18 protein-coding genes are annotated in these 22820 nt (G+C 59.9%); all 18 read left to right on the forward strand.

The features are described 5' to 3' along the window. Positions 1-13 precede the first annotated feature (13 nt). The 18 genes from J3D54_RS16280 to J3D54_RS16365 all read left to right on the forward strand — a co-directional run bounded on the left by J3D54_RS16280 (position 14) and on the right by J3D54_RS16365 (position 22771). The gene (locus J3D54_RS16280; protein ID WP_253420042.1) at positions 14-3586 is read left to right on the forward strand and encodes a glycosyltransferase; all 3573 of its coding nucleotides are present in this window, start codon (positions 14-16) and stop codon (positions 3584-3586) included. A 555-nt stretch (positions 3587-4141) separates the two neighbouring features. After that, complete coding sequence (gene rfbF, locus J3D54_RS16285; RefSeq protein WP_253420046.1) at positions 4142-4915, forward strand: glucose-1-phosphate cytidylyltransferase; 774 nt, start codon at positions 4142-4144, stop codon at positions 4913-4915. Next, complete coding sequence (gene rfbG / locus J3D54_RS16290) at positions 4897-5979, forward strand: CDP-glucose 4,6-dehydratase (protein ID WP_253420049.1); 1083 nt, start codon at positions 4897-4899, stop codon at positions 5977-5979. Before rfbF ends, rfbG begins: the two co-directional genes overlap by 19 nt. Beyond that, positions 5976-6536 carry a dTDP-4-dehydrorhamnose 3,5-epimerase gene (locus tag J3D54_RS16295; protein WP_253420054.1) on the forward strand — a complete coding sequence of 187 codons (561 nt, stop codon included), beginning with the start codon at positions 5976-5978 and terminating at the stop codon, positions 6534-6536. The genes rfbG and J3D54_RS16295 overlap by 4 nt, the downstream gene beginning before the upstream one ends. Continuing rightward, positions 6533-7759, forward strand: coding sequence for a class I SAM-dependent methyltransferase (locus tag J3D54_RS16300; protein ID WP_253420057.1), 1227 nt, complete (start codon positions 6533-6535; stop codon positions 7757-7759). The genes J3D54_RS16295 and J3D54_RS16300 overlap by 4 nt, the downstream gene beginning before the upstream one ends. Continuing rightward, on the forward strand, positions 7756-8613 hold the full coding sequence (locus J3D54_RS16305; RefSeq protein WP_253420060.1) for an NAD(P)-dependent oxidoreductase: 858 nt from the start codon (positions 7756-7758) through the stop codon (positions 8611-8613). Before J3D54_RS16300 ends, J3D54_RS16305 begins: the two co-directional genes overlap by 4 nt. Further along, positions 8603-9673 (forward strand): class I SAM-dependent methyltransferase, encoded by a 1071-nt coding sequence (locus J3D54_RS16310; protein ID WP_253420063.1) that lies wholly within the window; start codon positions 8603-8605, stop codon positions 9671-9673. Before J3D54_RS16305 ends, J3D54_RS16310 begins: the two co-directional genes overlap by 11 nt. 16 nt (positions 9674-9689) lie before the next feature. Further along, a complete protein-coding gene (locus J3D54_RS16315; RefSeq protein WP_253420065.1) occupies positions 9690-10427 on the forward strand; it encodes a cephalosporin hydroxylase family protein in 738 nt (245 codons plus the stop codon). Between the two features lie 51 nt (positions 10428-10478). Then, complete coding sequence (locus J3D54_RS16320) at positions 10479-13412, forward strand: TIGR00180 family glycosyltransferase (protein ID WP_253420068.1); 2934 nt, start codon at positions 10479-10481, stop codon at positions 13410-13412. Between the two features lie 30 nt (positions 13413-13442). Next, positions 13443-14444: a UDP-N-acetylglucosamine 4,6-dehydratase (inverting) gene (pseB, locus tag J3D54_RS16325; RefSeq protein WP_253420071.1), complete on the forward strand. Its 1002-nt coding sequence runs from the start codon at positions 13443-13445 to the stop codon at positions 14442-14444. Then, the gene (pseC, locus tag J3D54_RS16330; RefSeq protein WP_253420074.1) at positions 14441-15604 is read left to right on the forward strand and encodes a UDP-4-amino-4,6-dideoxy-N-acetyl-beta-L-altrosamine transaminase; all 1164 of its coding nucleotides are present in this window, start codon (positions 14441-14443) and stop codon (positions 15602-15604) included. Before pseB ends, pseC begins: the two co-directional genes overlap by 4 nt. A gap of 6 nt (positions 15605-15610) precedes the next feature. Continuing rightward, on the forward strand, positions 15611-16306 hold the full coding sequence (gene pseF, locus J3D54_RS16335; protein ID WP_253420077.1) for a pseudaminic acid cytidylyltransferase: 696 nt from the start codon (positions 15611-15613) through the stop codon (positions 16304-16306). Then, the gene (gene pseG, locus J3D54_RS16340) at positions 16303-17802 is read left to right on the forward strand and encodes a UDP-2,4-diacetamido-2,4,6-trideoxy-beta-L-altropyranose hydrolase (RefSeq protein ID WP_253420079.1); all 1500 of its coding nucleotides are present in this window, start codon (positions 16303-16305) and stop codon (positions 17800-17802) included. Before pseF ends, pseG begins: the two co-directional genes overlap by 4 nt. After that, positions 17799-18851: a pseudaminic acid synthase gene (pseI, locus tag J3D54_RS16345; protein WP_253420081.1), complete on the forward strand. Its 1053-nt coding sequence runs from the start codon at positions 17799-17801 to the stop codon at positions 18849-18851. Before pseG ends, pseI begins: the two co-directional genes overlap by 4 nt. 230 nt (positions 18852-19081) lie before the next feature. Continuing rightward, positions 19082-20008, forward strand: coding sequence for a ketoacyl-ACP synthase III (locus tag J3D54_RS16350; protein ID WP_018925031.1), 927 nt, complete (start codon positions 19082-19084; stop codon positions 20006-20008). Positions 20009-20106: 98 nt separating this feature from the next. Continuing rightward, positions 20107-21399, forward strand: coding sequence for a motility associated factor glycosyltransferase family protein (locus tag J3D54_RS16355; RefSeq protein ID WP_253420084.1), 1293 nt, complete (start codon positions 20107-20109; stop codon positions 21397-21399). Then, positions 21396-21665 (forward strand): hypothetical protein, encoded by a 270-nt coding sequence (locus J3D54_RS16360; protein WP_253420085.1) that lies wholly within the window; start codon positions 21396-21398, stop codon positions 21663-21665. Before J3D54_RS16355 ends, J3D54_RS16360 begins: the two co-directional genes overlap by 4 nt. Positions 21666-21919: 254 nt before the next feature. Continuing rightward, a complete protein-coding gene (locus J3D54_RS16365) occupies positions 21920-22771 on the forward strand; it encodes a flagellin domain-containing protein (protein ID WP_253420088.1) in 852 nt (283 codons plus the stop codon). Positions 22772-22820: the final 49 nt, after the last annotated feature.

The following is a 22820-nucleotide window of genomic DNA, read 5'->3' on the forward strand; positions in this document are numbered from 1 at the left end:
AGAGTTTCCCGCCGTGAATCAACGCCCCCTCGTCAGCATTGTCATCCCTGCCTTCAACCCGCGCTTCTTCAGTCAGGCATTGGAAAGTGCGCTCGCCCAGACCTACGAGCACGTCGAAATCGTCATCTGTGACGACTCGCCCGACGCCGAGATCCGCGACATTGTCGATGCCTTCGTCGAGCCGGCTCACCCGATTCGCTATCTGCGTAATCCGCAACGTCTGGGGTTACAGAGGAATGTGCTGCGCTGCGTGGAAGAAGCCCGTGGCGAATTGATCAAAGTGCTGTGCGATGACGACCGTCTGTTCGCACCGAGCGTTGCATTGCAGGCGCAGGTGCTGATTGACCACGCGGACGTGAATGTGGTGTTTGCCTTGCGAATGCTCAGCGATGCCGGCAACTTCATCCTGCCGCCACGGGTCGACAACTGCCGGTTTTCGCCGAACGACGCCTTGCTCAAGGGCGATGACATGTTGGCGATTTTCGAAGGCACACCGAAGAATTTCCTCGGCAATTTCAGTTCGACCCTGATGCGTCGCGCCGATGTGCTGGAGCTGTTGCCGGCCCTGATTCAGGAAGGCGCCGGTTTCGTCGCCATGCTCGATTTCGCCTTGTTTGTGTGCCTGATGCGTCGCGGTAACCTGGTGTCCCTGGGCACCGTGCTGAGTACCGAACGCCTGTACCCGGAGCGTTTGAGCAAAACCCCGGAGATGATCAAGGCTGCGGCGGTGGAGTGGAGCTGGCTTTCGCAGATGCTCGCGGCGCGCAGCGGTGAGTCGGCGCCGGCATCGGGGTGGGTGCGCTATATCGAACTGGCCAAAATCACTGACCAGCCCCACGCCTGGGAAGAGTTGTGCGTGGTGCGCATTCTGGGCAACCGCAACACGGTGGTGACTGGCCGAGTGGGCGGGGAGAGCGAAAGTTACGCCGATTTCTACCGAGAATGGCTGGCGATCCGCAGGTTCTCCGATGTCGAGCAGCGGCTCATGCCGCACCGCCTCGACAGTTGGGCGTTTCGTCCGCAGATCGTGCCGATCGTGATCGACGGCACTGCTGACGGTGGGGCGCTCAAGACTACGTTGCAGAGCATTAGCCAGCAACTGTACGCGCCTCAGGCCGTACTGGTGCTGTCCGATGCCGTGTGTGCGACCGACGATCGTGTAGTGCAGTTGCCGTTCCAGGCGGATTGGGCGCAACAGCTCAACGCCGTGGTACCGCAACTGGAAGGTGCCCACTGGTTTTATCTGCTGCATGCTGGCGACACCTTGCGCGAGTCGGCTCTGCTGATTCTGGCCGAACGCATTGCGGGTTCGGCGGGCATTCTCTGTGCTTATAGCGACGAGGGCGCGCTGATCGATGGTGAGTCGGTCGACCCGGTGTTCAAACCCGATTTCAACCTCGATCTGATGCGCGCCTATCCCTATGTTGGCCGAACCCTGGCCTTCGAGCGGCAGCGCTTCATGGCGCTGGGCGGTTTTGATTCGGCTCACGGTGAGCTGGCGCCGCACGATTTGATATGGCGTCTGGTGGAAGAGGCCGGGCCGCAAACCATCGAGCACATCGCCGAAATCCAGGTTGAGTCGAGTCAGTCTTTCGCCGCCTGGCTGTCGTTGCCCGAAGTGATCGAGAACAACGCCGGGATGGTCAGCGCACACCTGGATCGTATTGGTGTGGCGCACGCGATCCGGCAGGAAGGGTTGCCGTTGATCAACCGCATCGACTACCTCCATGGGGCGCGTCCGCTGGTATCGATCATCATCCAGACCGGCGATTCGCTGTACGCCTTACAGCGTTGCATCGAAGGCTTGATCGAGCGTACGGCTTATAGCCAATACGAAATCCTGATCGTTGACAGCGGCACGGACGACCCGGCGATGCTCGATTGGCTGGAGGCGATGGCGCAGCTGGGTGCCGCGATGCTGCGAGTACTGCGTTACGCCGGTGACGCCAACGATGCGGCGATTCGCAACTTCGCCGCGAGACTGGCTCATGGCGAGTACTTGCTACTGCTCAGCGCGCAAACAGTGATCTGCGACAGCGACTGGCTGGATGAATTGCTCAATCACGCCCAGCGCCCGGAAGTGGGGGTGGTCGGTGCTCGCATCCTAAACCCCGAAGGCTTGATCGTCAGTGCCGGGTTGATTCTTGGCCTGGCCGGGCCGGTCGGTTCACCGTTTCATGGCGAGGCGGCCGGTTCTCGCGGTTACATGCAGCGTTTGCACGTGACCCAGAACTGGAGCGCGGTGAGCAGTCACTGCCTGATGGTGCGCAAGCAAGTATTCGATGAGCTCGAGCAGTTCGATGAGGCGACCTTCACCCTGGGGCTCAGCGACGTCGACTTGTGTTTGCGGGCGAGCAAGGATGGTTATCTGGTGGTCTGGACGCCTTACGCCAGCGTGGTGTGGGTGCCGCAAGATGTATCGCCGACGCCGCCTTTGACATTGGCGCTGCATGAGCATGAACAGGAAGTCTTCTATCGCAAATGGCTGCCGAAGATCGCCAAGGATCCGGCCTACAGCCCGGCGCTGAGCCTTGGGATTTCCAGCTTCAGCCTGGAGCCGTCGCTGCGCAATAACTGGAACCCGTTCTGCACCCGAGCCTTGCCGCTGATTCTCGGTTTGCCTGTCAACAGTTCGGCAGTCGGGCATTATCGCGTCACGGGACCTTTGGCAGAGCTTGAAGCATCTGGCCGGGTCATTGCTCGGTGGGCTTATGAGTCGCCGTCGACAGTTGAGATCGAGCGCCTGTCCCCGGACACCATCATCCTGCAATGCCGTTACAGCGAAGGTGCTGTCAGTGACATTCTGCGGATGAAGAAATATTCCAGTGCATTGCGGATTTTCGAGCTTGACGATTACGTGGTCAGCGCGCCGAAGAAAAACACCCATGCGCGGAACAAACCGGTCAATACCGAACAGATGCTGCGCGAAGGCATTGCCTTGTGCGACCGTGTAGTGGTCACCACTCAACCACTGGCCGATGCGTTGTCGAGCATGCACAGCGAGATCCGCGTGGTGCCGAACATGCTATCGCCGGACCCATGGGCGACACTGACCAGCCGCCGCCGTACCTCCGGCAAGCCGCGGGTCGGCTGGGGTGGTGGCACCAGCCATACCGGTGACCTGGAGATCATTGCCGACGTGGTTCGCGAATTGGCGAACGAAGTGGAGTGGGTGTTTTTTGGCATGTGCCCGGACGAATTGCGCCCCTACATCCACGAGTTTCACTCCGCCATCAGCTTGCAGGGCTACCCGTTCAAACTGGCTAGTCTGAATCTCGATCTGGCGCTGGCACCGCTGGAATTCCATATCTTCAACGACTGCAAAAGCAACCTGCGCTTGCTGGAATACGGCGCCTGCGGATATCCGGTGATCTGCACCGACACTGAGGCCTACCGCGGCCACTTGCCGTGCACCAAGGTTTATAGCAACAGCACAGACGAATGGCTTCAGGCGATCCGCATGCACCTGGCCGATCCGGAAGCGAGTTACCGCATGGGCGATGAGCTGCGTGAAGCGGTGCATCGGGATTTCATGTTGCGTGGCGACAACCTGAACCACTGGTTGTGGGGCTGGTTACCGGATTGATTGGCTTCGACCCATCCCTTGAAAACAGGCGACTTTATGTCGCCTGTTTTTGTTTTATTTCAAGGTGTTTTTTCTTCTCCAGTTCGAGTTGGACCTGCCGAAAGCATCGGGATAAACATTTATTGAAATGAGGATGTGACGTCGCTCGTCGGGCGCCGTTTTCTGTAGGTATCTGGTTCAACAACATGGCAAGGAAGAAGTCGAAATGGCAGTGATGAACGGGAAAAACGGCGTGGATACGCGTTTGCCATGTTTGGATGATCCCGGAGTTCAATGCCCTCAATCTTGAATCCGGATTGAACGCTAGCTACACCGCTGAAGGGGATGGCTCCGGTTGCTGTTGACCGGACTCAGCCCCTTTTTCATGCCTGATAACGCCGACGACGCGGGGCCCGCCGAGCTGGCGCGTTTCCTGCAAGTCCCCCTCATATCGCCATAAAACGAGCGCTTGCGGCCGGTACGCCAGCGCCTGACACGGCAGAGCGTATTAGCCAGACAGCCCGCAAAAGCTTGAAATAGCTTGGCCGAGCTCTGTGAAGAACAAGAGGGGAGACGATGAAGGCAGTAATTCTGGCGGGTGGCCTGGGCACGCGCATCAGCGAAGAGTCGCACCTAAAGCCCAAGCCAATGATCGAGATCGGCGGCAAGCCAATTCTTTGGCACATCATGAAACAGTACTCCGCCCACGGGATTCATGACTTCGTGATCTGCCTTGGCTACAAGGGCTATGCGATCAAGGACTTTTTCGCCAACTACTTCCTGCACACCTCCGACGTCACCTTCGACATGCGCAACAACCGCATGGACGTACACCAGAACTACAGCGAGCCGTGGAGCGTCACCCTCATCGACACCGGCGAGGAAACCATGACCGGTGGCCGTTTGCTGCGCGCCGGCCGTTACCTCAAGGATGAAGAGGCGTTCTGCTTCACCTATGGCGACGGCGTCTCCGATATCAATATCCGTCAACTGGTGGACTACCACGGCGCCCACGGTCGTCTGGCGACCGTCACCGCTGTACAACCGCCGGGCCGTTACGGCGCCCTGGAACGTCATGGTGATCAGGTGCTCGGTTTCACCGAGAAACCCCGTGGCGATGGTGGCTGGATCAATGGTGGCTTCTTCGTGCTGTCGCCGAAAGTGCTGTCGTACATCGGCGGTGACGAGACCACTTGGGAAGCCGAGCCGTTGACCCGGCTGGCCCAGGACGAACAGTTGAAGGCTTTCGAGCACGAAGGCTTCTGGCACCCGATGGACACCCTGCGCGACAAGAACCACCTCGAAGCGCTGTGGCAGAGCGGGGAGGCCCCATGGAAGCAATGGGCCTGAGTCCGGAGTTCTGGCGCGGCAAGCGTGTCCTGCTGACCGGCCATACCGGTTTCAAGGGCAGCTGGCTGACGTTGTGGCTGCAAAGCCTCGGTGCCGAGGTCAGCGGTTTTTCGCTCGATCCGTCTACCGAGCCGAGCCTGTTCGAGCTGGCGCGGGTGCATGAGGGCATCAACGATCAGCGCGGCGACCTGCGTGACCTCGGTGCCTTGCTGGAGCTGATCGTCGATGTGCAGCCGGAAATCGTCCTGCACCTGGCGGCCCAGCCGCTGGTGCGCGAAGGCTATCGCGATCCGCTCGGCACCTATTCCAGCAACGTCATGGGCACGCTCAATCTGCTTGAAGCGATCCGCCAGGTCGGCGGCGTGCGCGCCTGTGTTTTGGTCACGACCGACAAGGTCTACGCCAACAAGGAATGGCTGTGGCCGTACCGCGAGGATGAAGCGCTGGGCGGTCACGACCCATACAGCAGCAGCAAGGCCTGTTGCGAATTGCTCGCCCAGTCCTACGCCGCGTCGTTTTTCCCTGCGGACAAATACGCCGAACACGGTCTGGCGTTGGCCACCGCGCGCGCCGGTAACGTGCTGGGCGGCGGGGACTTCGCGCCTGAGCGCTTGATTCCTGACGTGCTCAAGGCCTGGTCAGCGGATGAGCCCGTGACCCTGCGCTACCCGCAAGCCGTGCGCCCATGGCAGCACGCCCTTGAGCCGCTGGCCGGTTATCTGCAATTGGCCGCTGGTCTCTATGAACAAGGCCCGGCGTTTGCCGGCGCATGGAACTTCGGCCCGAGCGAAGCAGACATGTGCAGCGTTGGCGAAGTAGTTGAACTGCTCGCCAACCGCTGGCCGCAAACACGCGGATTGCGCATCGAACCCAGTGATTTGCATGAGGCCGGTCTGCTGCGCCTGGACAGCAGTCGCGCCCGTCAACGGTTGGCCTGGCAACCGCGCTGGTCGTTGCAGCAGTGCCTGAGCCAGACCCTCGATTGGCACCTGGCGTGGCAGAACGGTGATGACATGCGTGAAGTCACTCTGAACCAGTTGAACTTGTATCGAGGCGCGTTGTGAGCGAATTTCTGTTGAGCGCCTTGCCGCTGACTGGTCTGTTCAGCGTGCGGCACAAACGCTTCGAAGATGATCGCGGGCATTTCGCCCGACTGTTCTGTGAAGGCAGCCTGAGCGCTTTCGGCCAGCCTTTTCATATCCGCCAGATCAACCACTCCTGCACTCGCGAACGGGGCAGTGTGCGCGGCCTGCATTATCAAAACTCCAATGCGCCGGAAGCCAAGTTGATTACCTGCCTGCGCGGCGAGGTCTGGGATGTGGCGGTGGACTTGCGCCCCGATTCCGAAACCTTTTTGCACTGGCATGCCGAGCACTTGAAGGCCGGTGACGGTCGCAGCCTGCTGATCCCGGCCGGGTTCGCCCATGGCTTCCAGACGCTGACCGATGACGCTGAATTGCTCTACCTGCACAGCACCGATTACGCGCCTGCGCACGAGGGCGGGTTGTCGGTGAACGATCCACGGCTGGCGATTGCCTGGCCGTTGCCTGTCAATAATCTGTCGGCCAGGGATTCCAGCCATCCCTTGCTCGATGAACACTTCGCTGGAGTGCGTCTATGAACTGCCGTGGTTGCGGTACTCCTCTGGCCTTGCCGCTGATCGATCTCGGCACCTCGCCGCCATCCAACGCCTATGTGCACGCCGATCGCCTGGAACAAGCCGAGCAATGGGTGCCATTGAAGGTCGCGGTGTGTCAGCAGTGCTGGCTGGTGCAGACCGAGGATTACACCAGCGCCGACAGTCTGTTCGACGCCGAGTATGCGTATTTCAGTTCGTTCTCCAGCACCTGGCTGGTCCATGCCGAGCGCTATGTCGCCGAGATGGTCGAACGCTTCGGCCTGACTGCCGACAGCCGCGTGGTGGAAATCGCCGCCAACGACGGTTACCTGTTGCAGTACGTCGCCGGGCACGGCATCCCTTGCCTGGGCGTTGAACCGACCCGCAGCACCGCGCAAGCGGCGCGGGAAAAAGGCTTGGAGATTCGCGAACTGTTTTTCGGTCGCGATACCGCCGCGCAGCTGAAAAACGAAGGCTGGGCCGCCGACCTGATGGCCGCCAACAACGTGCTGGCCCACGTCCCGGACATCAATGATTTTCTCGGTGGATTCGCCACCTTGCTCAAGCCAACCGGCGTGGCGACGTTCGAGTTTCCGCAACTGCTGACACTGATGGCCGGGCAGCAGTTCGACACGTTGTATCACGAGCACTATTCCTACCTGTCCCTGACCGCCGTGCAGACCTTGTGCGAGCGCAATGGCCTGGAAGTGTTCGACGTCAGCCAGTTGTCGACCCATGGCGGTTCGTTGCGGGTGTTCGTCCAGCGTGCCGACGGTGTTCGCCGTGAGGTGCAGCCAGCCGTTCAACAGCAGTTGCGCGCCGAACTGGCAGCGGGAGTGAAAACCCCCGAGTACTACGCGACCCTGGCGCCAGCGGCCGAGGGCATCAAGCACGAACTGCTGCGTTTCCTGTTGCAGGCCAAGGCCGACGGCAAGCGTGTGGTCGGTTATGGCGCGGCGGCCAAGGGCAACACCTTGCTCAACTACGCCGGGGTCAAACCGGACCTGTTGGCCTGGGTGGCCGATGCGAATCCGCACAAGCAGGGCAAGTACATGCCGGGCAGTCGCATTCCGATCGTTTCGCCGGCGCAGATCGATCTGGAAAAGCCGGATTACATCCTGGTATTGCCGTGGAATTTGCTGCACGAAGTCAGTCAGCAACTGGTGCAGGTACGTCAGTGGGACGGCCGTTTCGTGATTGCCGTGCCAGAGTTGACCGTACTGTGAAGGTGCTGGTGACCGGTGCCACCGGGTTTGTCGGCCGACATCTGGTCGCGGCTTTGCTCGCCCGTGGCTGCGAGGTGCGGGCTGTGGCGCGTAACGCCGAGACCGCCGCGCAATTACCGTGGATCAACGCCGTGGAGTTCGTGACCGCGGATGTTCATGCTGCCGACCTGGACTTCGCCGCGCTGACCGAGGGCGTGGATGCCTTGGCGCATCTCGCCTGGCCGGGGTTGCCGAACTATCAGGCGCTGTTTCACTTCGAGCACAACCTGATGGCCGATTACCGGTTCATCAAGGGCGCGGTCGAGGCGGGCGTGTCGCAGGTGTTGGTGACGGGCACCTGTTTCGAATATGGCCTGCAAAGCGGGCCGCTCAGCGAGCAGACCGAGGCGCGGCCGAGTAACCCTTACGGGTTGGCCAAGAACACCTTGCGTCTGTTCCTCGAAAACCTGCAGCGCCAACAGCCCTTCACCCTGCAATGGGCACGGCTGTTTTACCTGCACGGTGCCGGGCAAAACCCCAACAGTTTACTGGCGGCACTGGACCGGGCAATCGACGCCGGGGACGACAGCTTCAACATGTCGGCCGGCGAGCAGTTGCGCGATTACCTGGCGATCGACGCGGCCGCCCATTACCTCGCCGCGATCCTGCAACAGCGCGACTTCGACGGCGTGATCAATTGTTCCAGCGGCCAGCCGGTATCGGTCAGGGCGTTGGTCGAGCAGCGGTTGCGCGAACGCAGCGCGTCGATTCGTTTGAACCTGGGCCATTACCCATACCCGACCCATGAACCGATGGCGTTCTGGGGCGTGGCGGACCGTTTGCAACAGCTACTGGGAGCAGAGCATGAGGCATGAGTTGTATCGGGTCGCCGACCTGCCGGTGTTGCAGAACCGTACCTTTGCCGACCCGGAGTCGGCCAGGGCTTCGGCCAGCGCCGACATGCTGTTGGTGCAGGACGAGACGAGCGGGCTGATCTTCAATCAGGCCTTCGACGCCGACAAGCTCAGCTACGACGCTGACTATCAGAACGAGCAGGCGCATTCAGGCCAGTTCCAGAAGCACTTGAGCGATGTCGAAGGGATCATTGCCCGTCACTTCAAGGGGCAGGAACTGATCGAAGTCGGCTGCGGCAAAGGCTACTTTCTTGAGCTGCTCAAAGGCCGGGGCTACGCCATCACCGGCATCGACCCGGCCTACGAAGGCGACAACGCTGACGTGATCAAGGCGCCGTTCACCCGCGGCCTGGGGCTGTCGGCGGACGCTATCGTGCTGCGGCATGTGCTGGAGCATATCCAGGACCCGGTGAGTTTTCTCGCCGAGATGGCCGAGGCCAATCAGGGCGGGCAGATCTACATCGAAGTGCCGTGCTTCGACTGGATTCTTGAGCACCGCGCCTGGTTCGACCTGTTCTACGAGCACGTCAATTATTTCCGCCTCGATGACCTGCGCCGGATGTTCGGCACCGTGCACGAGGCCGGTCACCTGTTCGGTGGCCAATACCTGTACATCGTCGCCGACCTGGCCACGCTGCGCCTGACGCCGGAACAACCGGTGCCGCGCCTGGCATTGCCGGACCGGTTCACCAGCAGCCTTGAGCGTGCGGTGCAGATCATTCAAGCGGCGCCCGAGCAAGGTTCGGCGATTTGGGGCGCCTCGTCCAAAGGCGTGATTTATTCGTTATTCCTGCAACGCGCGGGTGTGGCGGTGGATCGCGTGGTGGATATCAACCCGGCCAAACAGGGCCGTTATCTGCCCCTGAGCGGCGTGCGCGTGTCTTCGCCGCAAGAGGCCATGGATGCCTTGCCCGAAGGCGCCAATCTGTTTGTGATGAACTCCAACTACCTCGAAGAAATCAAGCGGATGACCGGTGGACGCTACGTCTATCACGCCGTCGACAGCGCTTCGTTCCAGTGACTATTGAGATTCTAAAATGACCGACAACACCATCAATAAAGCCTTCGAAGCCGAATGCCGGGAACAGATCGCCCAGCAGGGTGACGACCAGAAACTCACCGGCCTGGCCCGGGATTTCTTCAACGAATCGGCCAAGCACAAGTACAGCTACCACTTCTCGTGGATGGGCCGTCCGATTATCCAGCTGCCGCAAGACATGATGGCGATGCAGGAAATCATCTGGCAGGTCAAACCGGATCTGGTGATCGAGTGCGGCATCGCCCACGGCGGTTCGATCATCTACTACGCCTCCTTGCTGGAGCTACAAGGCCACGGCGAAGTGCTGGGCATTGACCTCGACATCCGTGCGCACAACCGCGAAGCCATCGAGAGCCACCCGATGAGCAAGCGCATTTCGATGATCGAAGGTTCGAGCATCGACCCGGCCATTGCCGCCAAAGTGCGCGCTGCCGCCGAAGGCAAGAAAGTCATTCTGGTGCTGGATTCCAACCACACCCACGATCACGTGCTGGAAGAACTGCGCCTTTACGCACCACTGGTTTCGGTGGACAGCTACTGCGTGGTCATGGACACCGTGGTCGAAGACATGCCAGCCGATTTCTTCCCGGATCGTCCATGGGGCCCTGGCGACAATCCGAAAACTGCGGTGTGGAAGTACCTGGAAGAGAACAAGGACTTCGAGATCGACCAGCAGATGCAAAACAAACTGCTGATCACCGTGGCGCCGGACGGTTATCTGCGTCGCGTTCGTTAATCAAAAACAGCTTCAGGTACTTGGCGATCGGCCGGTTGTGGGGATAGGAAAATGCAGGTTCAAAGCAGCACTCAAACCAACGTGACACCGCTGAACGAGCTGTTCACGGTGGTGGTCATCACCCACAACCGCAGGGCGTTCCTGCGACGCACCTTGCAGTACTACAGCCGCTATCCCGCCAAGGTGCTTGTACTGGACTCTTCCGCGCAGTGCGATGAGGGCATTGCGACCGATTTCCCGTCGGCCGATTATCACCATTTGCCGCAGTACACCTATAAAGGCCTGCAGGACAAACTGACCTATGGTGTCAATCAGGTCACTACACCTTATATGGTATTCGCCGCCGACGATGACTTCCTGATTCATGACGCGCTGACCGCATCGGTCGAATTTCTGCATGCCAATCCTGACTATGGCCTGTGCCATGGCTACGGGATGATGTACCTGACCCGTGCCGCCGAAGTGACCTACTACCGCCGCGACAAGCGGGTGCAGGAAGACTACAACTCGCCGCAACCTGAAACACGGGTCATGGAGTTCATGGGCCAGTTCTTGCCCCCGTTCTATGCCGTGACCCGTACCGACCTCCTGCAGCAGTGGTACAACCAGTTGCCGGCTGGTACCAGTTTCGAGTGGCAGGAGGTCGGCCATACGTTCTATCTGTTGGCCTGTGCCAAGGCGCGGATCTTGCCGATTCCCTTTGCCGTGCGCGAGGTGAATTACGGCAACTCGGATCACAACACCAACGTGTTGACGGTGCTGATATATCAGGATGCGAAAACTGTTGCCGACCGTGAGCGATTTGCCGAATTCCTGGCCTCGATCCCGACGCCGTTCAGTGGTCAGGATCCGGCTGTGGTCAAGCAGATTGCACTGAACAGTTTCACCGAGATGGCTCAATGCTTGCTCGAAGGTCGCTCACTCACAGGCACACCAATCTTTCGTTCCGCCTGGGTTGAGCCAGGGAAAGAGCCGGTCCGCTCGTTTGCACCCGAGCAGTTCATCGAGATGCCGTTCTACAACAAGCCGATGTTCGATCTGCTGACCGAGTTCGAGTTTTTGCTGCACGCCATGCCCGCCGGTCGTGTGCAGCTTCAGGAGCTGGAAGGCGTGCTGCTCAAACAGCGTGAACTGATGCGCGTCCACCCCAACGACAGCGGGCGCACTCTTCGCGCGCGGCTGTGGGAAGCGCTGACGCTGAACATGTTCAACCGCGAGGTGGTCAAGCGCCTTACTAAGTCGTTGCTGGACACAGAAGAGCATGAAGAAGGGCTCAAGTTGCAGGCTTGGCTGGATCGCTTGAATTCCGTACCTGGGCAGGAGGACCGCAAGCTGTTCGAAAACATGCCGTCCGGGCGTCTGCTTGACTGGATGGAGGCACGCAATCCGGATGTCGCGCAGCTGCCGGCTATTTCCCAACATCTGGCCAGCCACAACGGTGGTCCGCAATTCGGTATCCTGCTGCTGGATCTGGACGCCGACATGGTCAAGCTTCAGGCAACCTTCGACAGTCTGGTCAGCCGCCACTGCAAGGCGTTCAAGGTGGTGGTATTCACCACCGGCGATTTGCCGGCCACTACCAGCGTTCGCGACACCGTACACTTCGTTAAGGTCAGCGCGACCAACTATGTGGAACGCATCAACCAGACGGTTACCCAGTCCACCGCCGACTGGCTGTTGCTGGCCGAAGCCGGTGACGAGTTCACCGCCAGCGGTCTGCTGCGTGCCAGTCTCGAGCTGATCGGCGCCGAAGGCGTGCGCGCGGTGGCGATGGACGAAGTCCAGCGCCAGCCGAGCGGAGTACTGGCGGATGTGTTCCGTCCCGGGGTCAACCTCGATCTACTGCAAACCGTGCCTTCACTAATGGCGCGGCACTGGTTGATCCAGCGCGATGTGTTGGTTCAAGCCAAGGGTTTCTCCAGTGAGTACACCGAGGCGCTGGAATTCGATTTGCTGTTGCGTCTGATCGAAGACGGCGGGCTGAGAGGCCTGGCGCATCTGGCCGAGCCACTGCTGATCTGCAACGCAGCGCCTGCGCAGGAAAATGCCCATGAGCGTCAAGTGCTGACCCGTCATCTGGCCAACCGTGGCTACCGCGCCCAGGTCGGCTCGGCGTTGCCACAGACCTGGAAGATCGACTATCAACATGGCGAACGGCCGATGGTGTCGATCATCCTCCACAGTCAGGACAACCTTGAGCAGCTGCAATCAGCGTTGGTCAGCCTGCTGCAGCGTACTCGCTATCAACGTCATGAAGTGTTGATTGTCGACAACCACAGCCAATCGCCAGAATTGGCCGAATGGCTGAGCAGCCTGGAAGGCAAGGGCGAGCGGATTCGTGTATTGCGCAGTGGGCAGCGGCTGAGTAATTCGGCGCTGTACAACCTCGCCAGCCGTGAGGGCAAAGGCGAGTACCTGGTGCTGTTTTCTGCCGAAGCCGAGGTGGTCAGCGCCAACTGGCTCGATAGCCTGCTCAATCAGGCCCAGCGTCCGGAAGTCGGGATTGTCGGGGCCAAATTGGTAGATGGCCGTGGTGTCACCACCCAGGGCGGGTTGATTTTGGGCCTCAACGGTCTGATCGGTTCGGTGTTTGTCGGTGAAAGCAAAGACACCAAGGGCTATCTGTTTGGTAATCAGGTCGAGCAAAACTACTCTGCGGTGTCCGGCGCCTGCCTGATGATTCGCAAGGAGCTGTTCGAAGGCGTTGGCTGTCTGGATGAAGAGCATTTCGACACAGCGTATGCCGATATCGACCTGTGCCTGAAAATCGCCGATGCCGGATACCTGACGGTATGGTGCCCACAGGCGCAGATCCGTCACCCGGGTGTGCTGGCGGACGACCCACAATCAGCCGCTGCCCTGCGAGACAAATGGCAGGCACGCTTCGCCCAGGACGTCGCCTACAACCAGAACCTGGCCTTGACCGGCAAGGGCTTTACTCTCGGCGAACCGACCAGTGTCAACTGGGCGCAGTTGCTCGCATAAGCCTGGCTGACAGGTAAAAGGACTCAAGGCATGTTCAACGGTAAATCGATTTTCATCTCTGGCGGCACCGGCTCGTTCGGGCGCAATTTCATCCGCCGGTTGCTGGAGCAATACCAGCCCAAGCGGGTGGTGGTGTTTTCCCGCGATGAGCTCAAGCAGTACGAGATGCAGCAGACGTTCAACGCGCCGTGCATGCGTTACTTCATTGGTGATGTGCGTGACGCCGACCGTTTGCGCCAGGCCATGCGCGGTATCGATTACGTGGTGCACGCCGCGGCGCTGAAGCAAGTGCCGGCGGCGGAATACAACCCCACCGAATGCATCCGCACCAACGTCAACGGCGCGGAAAACATCATTGCCGCGGCCATCGATAACGGCGTGAAAAAAGTCGTCGCGCTGTCCACCGACAAGGCTGCCAGCCCGATCAACTTGTACGGCGCGACCAAGCTGCTGTCGGACAAACTGTTCGTGGCGGCCAACAACATTGCCGGCGAGCAGCAAACCCGGTTTGCCGTGGTGCGCTATGGCAACGTCGCCGGCTCACGGGGTTCGGTGGTGCCGTTCTTCAGCAAACTGATTGCCGAGGGCGCCAAAGAGCTGCCGATCACCGACGAGCGCATGACGCGGTTCTGGATCACCCTCGATCACGGCGTGAAGTTTGTGCTCGACAGCTTCGCCCGAATGCACGGTGGTGAAGTGTTTGTGCCGAAGATTCCGTCGATTCGCATCGTCGATCTGGCGCAGGGCATGGCTGACCATTTGCCACACAAACACGTCGGCATTCGTCCGGGGGAAAAACTCCATGAACTGATGGTGCCGCTGGACGACGCGCGTATGACCCTGGAGTTCGATGATCACTACACCATTCAGCCGTCGATCCGCTTCACCAGTGTCGACGTGGATTTTGCCGTGGATAAACTGGGGGAGCAGGGCCGGCCGGTGAGCGAAGACTTCGAGTACCGCTCCGACACCAACCCGCACTTCCTGTCGGTCGGCCAGATCGCTGACCTGCACGCGGAGTTGTCGGCATGATTCCCTACGGTCGGCAAAGCCTCGATCAGGCGGACATCGATGCGGTGGTCGCCGTGTTGCAGTCCGACTGGCTGACCCAAGGGCCGACCATCGAGCGTTTCGAACAGGCCATGGCCGAGCGTTGCCAGGCCGATTTCGCGGTGGCGGTGTGCAATGCCACGGCGGCGTTGCACATTGCCTGCCTCGCTGCCGGCCTGGGGCCGGGCGATTGGTTGTGGACCACGCCGAACACCTTTCTGGCCTCGGCCAACTGCGGTCGCTACTGCGGCGCCGAGGTTGATTTTGTCGACATCGACCCGCTGACCTGGAACCTCGACGCCTACACCTTGGCGGCGAAGCTTGAAATCGCCGAGCGCGATGGCAAGCTGCCGAAAGTGTTGGTGGCGGTAGCGTTCTCCGGGCAAAGCTGCGATATGCGCATGATTGCCGAACTGGCCGAGCGTTACGGTTTCACCGTGATCGAGGATGCCTCCCACGCGGTCGGCGCTTCCTATGCCGGGCGCCCGGTGGGTTGTGGTGAATTCGCGGCCATGACGGTGTTCAGTTTCCACCCGGTGAAGATCATCACCAGTGCCGAAGGCGGCATGGTGTTGACCAATCGCCCGGAACTGGTCGAGCGCTTGCAACGCCTGCGCAGCCACGGCATGACCCGTGACCCGGAGCAGATGACCGAGTCCAGTCACGGCCCCTGGTACTACCAGCAAGTGGAACTGGGCTTCAATTATCGGATCACCGACCTGCAAGCAGCCCTCGGTCTGTCACAGCTGAACAAGCTCGATGGTTTTATCGAGCGTCGACGTGAGCTGGCGGCGCGTTATGACCGGTTGCTGGCGTACTTGCCGCTGACCTTGCCCAGCGCACAGCCTGAAGCCGAATCAGCGTGGCATCTGTACGTGGTGCGTTTGCAGACGGAGCGGATCAACCTCAGTCATCGGCAGGTGTTCGAAGGCTTGCGTGCGGCCGGTGTCGGTGTGAACCTGCACTATATTCCGCTGCACCTGCAGCCGTATTATCGCGACCTGGGTTTTGCCGAGGGGGATTTCCCCCAGGCCGAACGTTATTACGCTGAGGCCATCAGCCTGCCGCTGTTTCCTCTGCTGAGCGATGAACAACAGGATTATGTGGTCGAGCAACTGCGACGACTGATCCTTGAGGAGTAGTGACTATTGAGCTGTGTTGCGATCATTCCGGCCCGTGGTGGCAGCAAGCGAATCCCGCGCAAGAACCTCAAGCCGTTCGACGGTGTGCCGATGATCGTCCGTTCGATTCGCACGGCGCTGGAATCAGACCTGTTCGATCAGGTGATCGTCAGCACCGACGATGAAGAAATCGCCGAAGTCGCACAAGCCAATGGCGCTCAAGTGCCGTTCATGCGGCCTGCGGCACTGGCTGACGATTTCACCGGGACTGCGGCGGTGATCGTGCATGCCTTGAATCAATTGCCGCCGTTCGACCATGCCTGCTGCGTCTACGCAACGGCACCGTTGTTGCAGACGCGTTATCTGCGTCAGGGGTATGAGTTGCTGGTGCAGCACCCGGACAAGTCTTTCGCGTTTTCGGTCACCGGTTTTGGTTTCCCGGTGCAACGGGCCTTGACCCTCGATGAACAGGGCGCCTTGACCTCGCTCTACCCGGAGTTTCGCGATACCCGCTCCCAGGACTTGCCCGAAGCCTTTCAAGACGCCGGCCAGTTCTACTGGGGGCGCAGCGAGGCCTGGTTGCGTGGTGATGCGTTGTTCTCGCCGGCGAGCCTGCCGGTGATTCTGCCGCGCTACCTGGTGCAGGACATCGACACGCTTGAGGACTGGAAACGCGCCGAATACCTTTACGCCGCCTTGAAGGCCGGGGGTGAGTTGCAATGAGGGTGCTGATCCGCGCCGACGCATCGCCGACCATCGGCAGTGGCCACATTGCCCGCTGCCTGACCCTGGCCAGGGTGCTGCGCAAACAGGGCGCGCACGTTGCTTTCGCCTGTCGCCTGCTGCCGGGCCATCGACTGGATAACCTGGCAAGCGAGGGCTTCGACACCTTCGCGCTGCCGGAGCGCTACGCCGATGAGGATCCGCAGCAGGCCATCGAGTCGATGCTGCCGTGGCAGGCGGACATCTCCGCGCTGGCGCAAGCCCTGGAAAGTCATCCGGCTTTCGACTGGATCATCGTCGACCACTATGGCCTCGATCATCACTGGCAGACCGCGGCCCGCCGCTGGGCACCCCGGATCGCGGCGGTGGATGACCTGGCCACTCGGCAGTACCGCGTCGATCTACTGCTCAATCAAAATCTGTCGGGCACCCCAGAGGCCTATGCCTCGCTGTTGACGCCCGGCTGCCAGACCTTGCTCGGCCCACGTTTTGCGATGCTGCGCGATGAGTTCTGTTGTCCGGCGATCGAGATCAAGCCTCGGGCCAGACGCGTTTTGGTGAACTTCGGCGGTTTCGATGCGGCCATGCAGACCCATCACGCGATGTTGGCGCTGGCGGACCTCCATGAGCTGGAGGTCGATTTCGTGGCGGGTGCCGACAACCCGGCCTGGGAGCAGATGCAGGCGCTGGCGGCGTTTCGTCCGAATTGGCGCCTGCACAGTTTTGTCAGCGACTTCTACCGGCTGATGACCGAGGCCGACCTGTTTGTCGGCGCCGGTGGCGGCACCAGTTGGGAGCGGGCGGCCATGGGGCTGCCGACGATCTGCATTGCGGTCTCGAATAATCAGCAGGCCAACGGCGAGGTGATGGCGACCTCGGGCGCTCATGTGTTTCTGGGCAGCCGCGAGCACGTCAGCGTCGAGCAGTTGCGCCAGGCCATCGGTTTTGTCGTGGGCAATCAGGTTTTTCGTCAAAGTCTGGCCGACCGCTCGCGGCAGTTGGTCGATGGCCGTGGAGCGCAACGGGTGGCGGCAGCGCTGGCGGGGGCGGTATTGCAGGTGCGTCGGGCCACTGCGGACGATGCGCAATTGTTGTTTGAGGGGCGTAATGCCGAAGCTGTACGGCGTTGGTCGCTGGATACTCACCTCATCGATTGGCAACGGCATCAGACCTGGCTGGCTGCGAGCCTGAGTAACCCCCAGCGACTGCTGTTGATTGCCGAGGCGGATGACGGCCCGGTCGGTATGTTGCGCTATGACCTTGACGGTACTCGGGCCGAAGTTTCGATTTATCTGTTCGAAGGCCGACTCGGTCTGGGCTGGGGCAGGGCATTGCTGGCGCGGGGCGAAGCGTTCGTCACGGCTCATTGGCCACAACTTGAGGCCATCACCGCCCAGGTACTGCCGGCCAATCAGCCATCGCTGAAGGTTTTTTGCGGGGCAGGTTTTACTCAGAGTGCTTGTGCGTTCACGCGCGTTTTAAAGGATCACACATGACCAGTTTCAAGATCGGCAACCGCTCGATCGGTGCCGATGCGCCGCCATTCATCATTGCCGAGATGAGCGGCAACCATAACCAGTCGCTGGACGTGGCGCTGCACATCGTCGAAGCCGCGGCCAAGGCCGGCGCGCATGCCTTGAAGCTGCAAACCTATACCGCCGAAACCATGACCCTGGACTTGTCCGAAGGCGAGTTCTTCATCAAGGACCCCAACAGCCTGTGGGCCGGTTCTTCGCTGTATGCGCTGTACGAGAAGGCCCACACGCCGTGGGAGTGGCACGCGCCGATCTTCGCTCGGGCCAAAGAGCTGGGCATGCTGGCATTCTCCACACCGTTCGATGACACCGCGGTGGACTTCCTCGAAAGCCTCGATGTACCGGCCTACAAGATCGCCAGTTTCGAGAACACCGATTTGCCGTTGATCCGGCGGGTCGCGGCCACCGGCAAGCCGCTGATCATTTCCACCGGCATGGCCAGCATCGCCGAACTCGACGAAACCGTGCGTGCCGCCCGCGAGGCCGGTTGCAAGGACCTGGTATTGCTCAAGTGCACCAGCACTTACCCGGCGACGCCCGCCAACAGCAATGTGCGCACGATCCCTCATCTGCGTGAGTTATTTGGCTGTGAAGTCGGTTTGTCCGATCATTCGATGGGCGTCGGGGTGTCTGTCGCCGCCGTAGCGCTGGGAGCGACGGTGGTGGAAAAACACTTCACCCTAGACCGTGCCGCAGGCGGGGTGGACGCCAGTTTTTCCCTGGAGCCGGCCGAACTCGCCAGCCTGGTGATCGAAACCGAGCGCGCCTGGCAGGCCATGGGCCAGGTGCATTACGGCGTGACGGAAGCCGAGCGCAAGTCCCTGGTGTACCGCCGGTCGCTGTATGTCACCCAGGATATGGTCGCCGGAGAGCCTTTTACCGCCGCCAATCTGCGGGCTATCCGTCCAGGCCTGGGGCTGGCCCCCAAACACGCTGAAACCCTTCTGGGCCGCCGTGCCCGCCAGGCCATCAAGCGCGGAACGCCGCTGGACTGGTCATTGGTCGAATAACCGCTTGTGGGGCTGATTCGGCAAAATAGCGTGACCTGCGAGTCATAACGCGCATCTTCACTGTATTGTATAAATAGGGGAGAGGGCGCCTGGCCTGCTTTTGGCTCAGTGATGGCCTTTTACTCTTCCCGCTGTCACCTCCTTGGGGGCGACGTTTTTTCGTTGTTTGTCGGCGCCCCTCGAATCCTTGCGAGCGGTGGTATTGGGCTGTTTATTATTGGGAAGCCGTAATGATTGGCATAAAGAGCATTGCGAGCTACGTTCCTGTAGCCGGCGTGGACAATTACGCACAAGGTGCAAAATTCGAAAAGGATGAAGAGTTCATCCTGGGCAAGATCGGTTCGGCCTTCCTGCCGCGCAAAGACGCCGGGCAAGAAACCTCGGACCTGTGTGTCGAAGCAGTCAACGCGCTGTTCGCCAACAACCCTGAATTGAAGCGCGAAGCCATCGACGTGCTGATCGTCGTGACCCAGAACGGCGACGAAGAAGGCCTGCCGCACACCGCCGCCATCGTTCAGGATAAACTGGGCCTGCCGACGACCGTGGCGGCGTTCGATATTTCCCTGGGCTGCTCCGGTTATGTCTATGGCATCTACGCCATCAAGGGATTCATGGAAGCCGCAGGCCTGAAGAATGGCTTGCTGGTGACCGCCGATCCGTACTCGAAGATCGTCGACCCGGAAGATCGCAACACCACCATGTTGTTCGGCGATGCCGCCACCGCCACCTGGATGGGCGAAGACGCGCCATGGCAGTTGGGCAAGGCCAAGTTCGGCACCGACGGTTCCGGTGCGCCGCACCTGAAGGTCACCGATGGCGTGTTCTTCATGAATGGCCGTCAGGTCTTCAACTTCGCGCTGCTCAAAGTCCCTGCGCATTTGCATGAGCTGCTGGGCGATTCGGGCCTGACGGCTGACGATATCGATGCCTTCTGCATTCACCAGGGCAGTGCGGCGATTGTCGATGCCGTGGCACGACGCTTCGAGGGTGAGCCCGAGAAGTTCCTCAAGGACATGGTCGAAACCGGTAATACCGTGTCGTCGAGTATTCCGTTGCTGCTGGAAAAACACGTGCTTGATTCCAAATGGAAGCGTGTGGCACTCAGCGGTTTCGGTGTTGGTTTGTCTTGGGGGTCGGCGATCATCTATCGTCCTTGATCCTCGGCTCTCTTAGTCAAAGAAAGCCAGACACAAAAATAGCGCTCAAGGTGTAACCTTGAGCGCTATTTTTTTGCCCGAATGAAAAGCGAGGCTCCATGAGCGAGTTCTTAGAGCGCAACGTCGAGGTCATGCAGCGCCGCTGGCCCTTGCTATCTGCGCGCTTGCTGACTGAAGACGCAAGCCTGTTGCAGGCCGATCTGGTCGAGGGTTTGGGGTCGACGTTGAGCATCAACGGCATTCAGCTGACCAGTCGCCACGACCGCACCCGCGAGGCCGGGCTTCAGGCCGACAGCCTGCCCATCGACAGTCCGGTGCTGCATGTCTACGGCACCGGTCTAGGCGATCTGCAGATGGAATTACTGCAGCGCGAGGGGCTTGAACGTTTGTATGTGCACATCTTCAACGGCGGGGTGTTTGCGCTAGTGCTGCAACTGCTCGATCAGCAGCAGTGGCTCAACGATTCGCGAGTCGAGTTGCTGTATGCCGGTGATCTGAAAGAAATCCAGCTGCCGTTCTTTGCCTTGCCGTCCGAGCTGGTACTGGCCGATGACTTCAATGCCAAGATCCGTGACCGCTTGATTAGCGAAACTCACTTGGCCTTCAATAATCGCGAGTTCGACCCTCAGGCTCCGGACATCGTCGAGCGCTTGCAGGCGAGTCTGGAGCTGGTGCAGACCGATCTAGATGTGGCCGAGTTGTTCAGTTCGCGCAAAGGGCAGGAGGTATTCGTCATTGCCACGGGTCCGAGCCTCGAGCAGCACTTCGAGACCTTGCGTGCGATTCGCAGTAAGACTGAGCGGCCATTGTTCATCTGCGTCGATACCGCCTACCGACCGCTGCTCAACCACGGGATCCGCCCCGATGTGGTGGTCAGCATCGACCAGCGCATCTCGGCCCGGCATCTGCCGCCCGAAGATACGGTCGATATCAGCTTGGTGTATATGCCCATGGTTGATCCTCAGGTGCTGGCTGCCTGGCAAGGGCCACGGTACGCCGGTTATTCCGCTAGCCCGATCTACCGGCAACTGCGTCGACAATTGCCCAGGGGCGAGCTGTATGTCGGCGGCAGCGTGATTCATCCGGCGGTAGACCTGGCGGTGAAGATGGGCGCGGCGCAGATCACCCTGTTCGGAGCTGACTTTGCTTTCCCCAACGACAAGACCCACGCGGGCTGGAACGATGGTGACCTGGGGCCACAATTGAAAGCGGCCAAGCACTGGGTGCTCGATGGTCATGGTCAGCGCATCAAGACCCAGCTCAATTTCCGTAGCTATCTGTGTGAACTGGAGCGATTTATCGCCGGGCATCCTCAAGTGCGCTTCTATAACAGCAGTCGGGCAGGGGCAATGATCGCCGGAACGGCTTTTCATCCGGAGTTGGCGTCATGAGCAGGCTTGAATCCTTTGTCGTCGACTCCCGGCAATGTGCGGCATTGTTCCGCCTGGGGCGTGATGTAGAGGCAGGGCTGGCGATGATCGAATTGATCGCAGCGGTGCAAGCGTCCTTCGATCTGATGCCGCAGGTTACTCAGCAGCAGTGGGTGCTGTTGCTCAGCCAGATGTTCGAGTGCCAGGAGGCGCAGAACTGGCTGGCACTGGCGGACTACCTGGAATACGAACTGGTCTGGTTGCTGCGCGACAGTCTGTCCATTTAAACAATTTCTCTTCTGCCGGTGCAGGCGAGTTCTCGCCAGTCCGTCACCGGCATTTCCCTGACGTCATTTTTTCGCTTGCCTGAACACTGTCAGCCCCTTGATTTACGAGGGATGGCAACGTGATGGCAAATATTTTTCAAAATCCCCTAAAGCAAGTTGCAATTCCGACGATAACTATTACGAAGGTTCTCTAGGCCATACCCGGCGGTTGCCAGGGCCGGAAGCCGCAGTACCCAACCAACGAGGAATTCGTCATGGCTTTAACAGTAAACACTAACGTTACATCGTTGAACGTACAGAAAAACCTGAACAAGGCTTCTGATGCTCTGTCGACTTCGATGACTCGCCTGTCTTCCGGCCTGAAAATCAACAGCGCTAAAGACGACGCCGCTGGCCTGCAAATCGCTACCCGTATGACTTCGCAGATCCGCGGTCAGACCATGGCGATCAAAAACGCCAACGACGGCATCTCGATTGCTCAGACCGCTGAAGGCGCGATGCAAGAATCGACTAACATTCTGCAGCGTATGCGTGAACTGGCTGTTCAGTCGCGAAACGACTCGAACGGCACTGCTGACCGTACTGCTCTGAACAAAGAATTCGCTTCGATGTCGGACGAGCTGACTCGTATCGCCAAGTCGACCAACCTGAACGGCAAGAACCTGATCGACGGCACCGCTGGCACCATGACCTTCCAGGTTGGTTCCAACACTGGCGCTACCAACCAGATCACCATCACTCTGGCTAGCGGCTTCGACGCTGCTACCCTGAGCGTTGACTCTGGTGCTATCGCCATTACCGGTAACGACAGCGCCACTGCAGAAGCAAGCTCCAAAGCTTCCATCGACGCAATTGACAAGGCACTGGCGACCATCAACTCCAGCCGTGCGGACCTCGGTGCTGCTCAGAACCGTCTGACCAGCACTATCTCCAACCTGCAAAACATCAACGAAAACGCCAGTGCTGCACTGGGTCGCGTACAAGATACCGACTTTGCTGCTGAAACTGCACAGCTGACCAAGCAACAAACTCTGCAACAAGCTTCCACCGCAGTTCTGGCTCAGGCCAACCAACTGCCATCCGCTGTACTGAAACTGCTTCAGTAATAACTGATGAGTTTTGGCGGGGGGGTGCGCTTGTCGCGCTCTCTCGCTT

The organism is Pseudomonas sp. GGS8 (assembly GCF_024168645.1).
In the GTDB taxonomy this organism is placed as follows: Bacteria; Pseudomonadota; Gammaproteobacteria; order Pseudomonadales; family Pseudomonadaceae; genus Aquipseudomonas.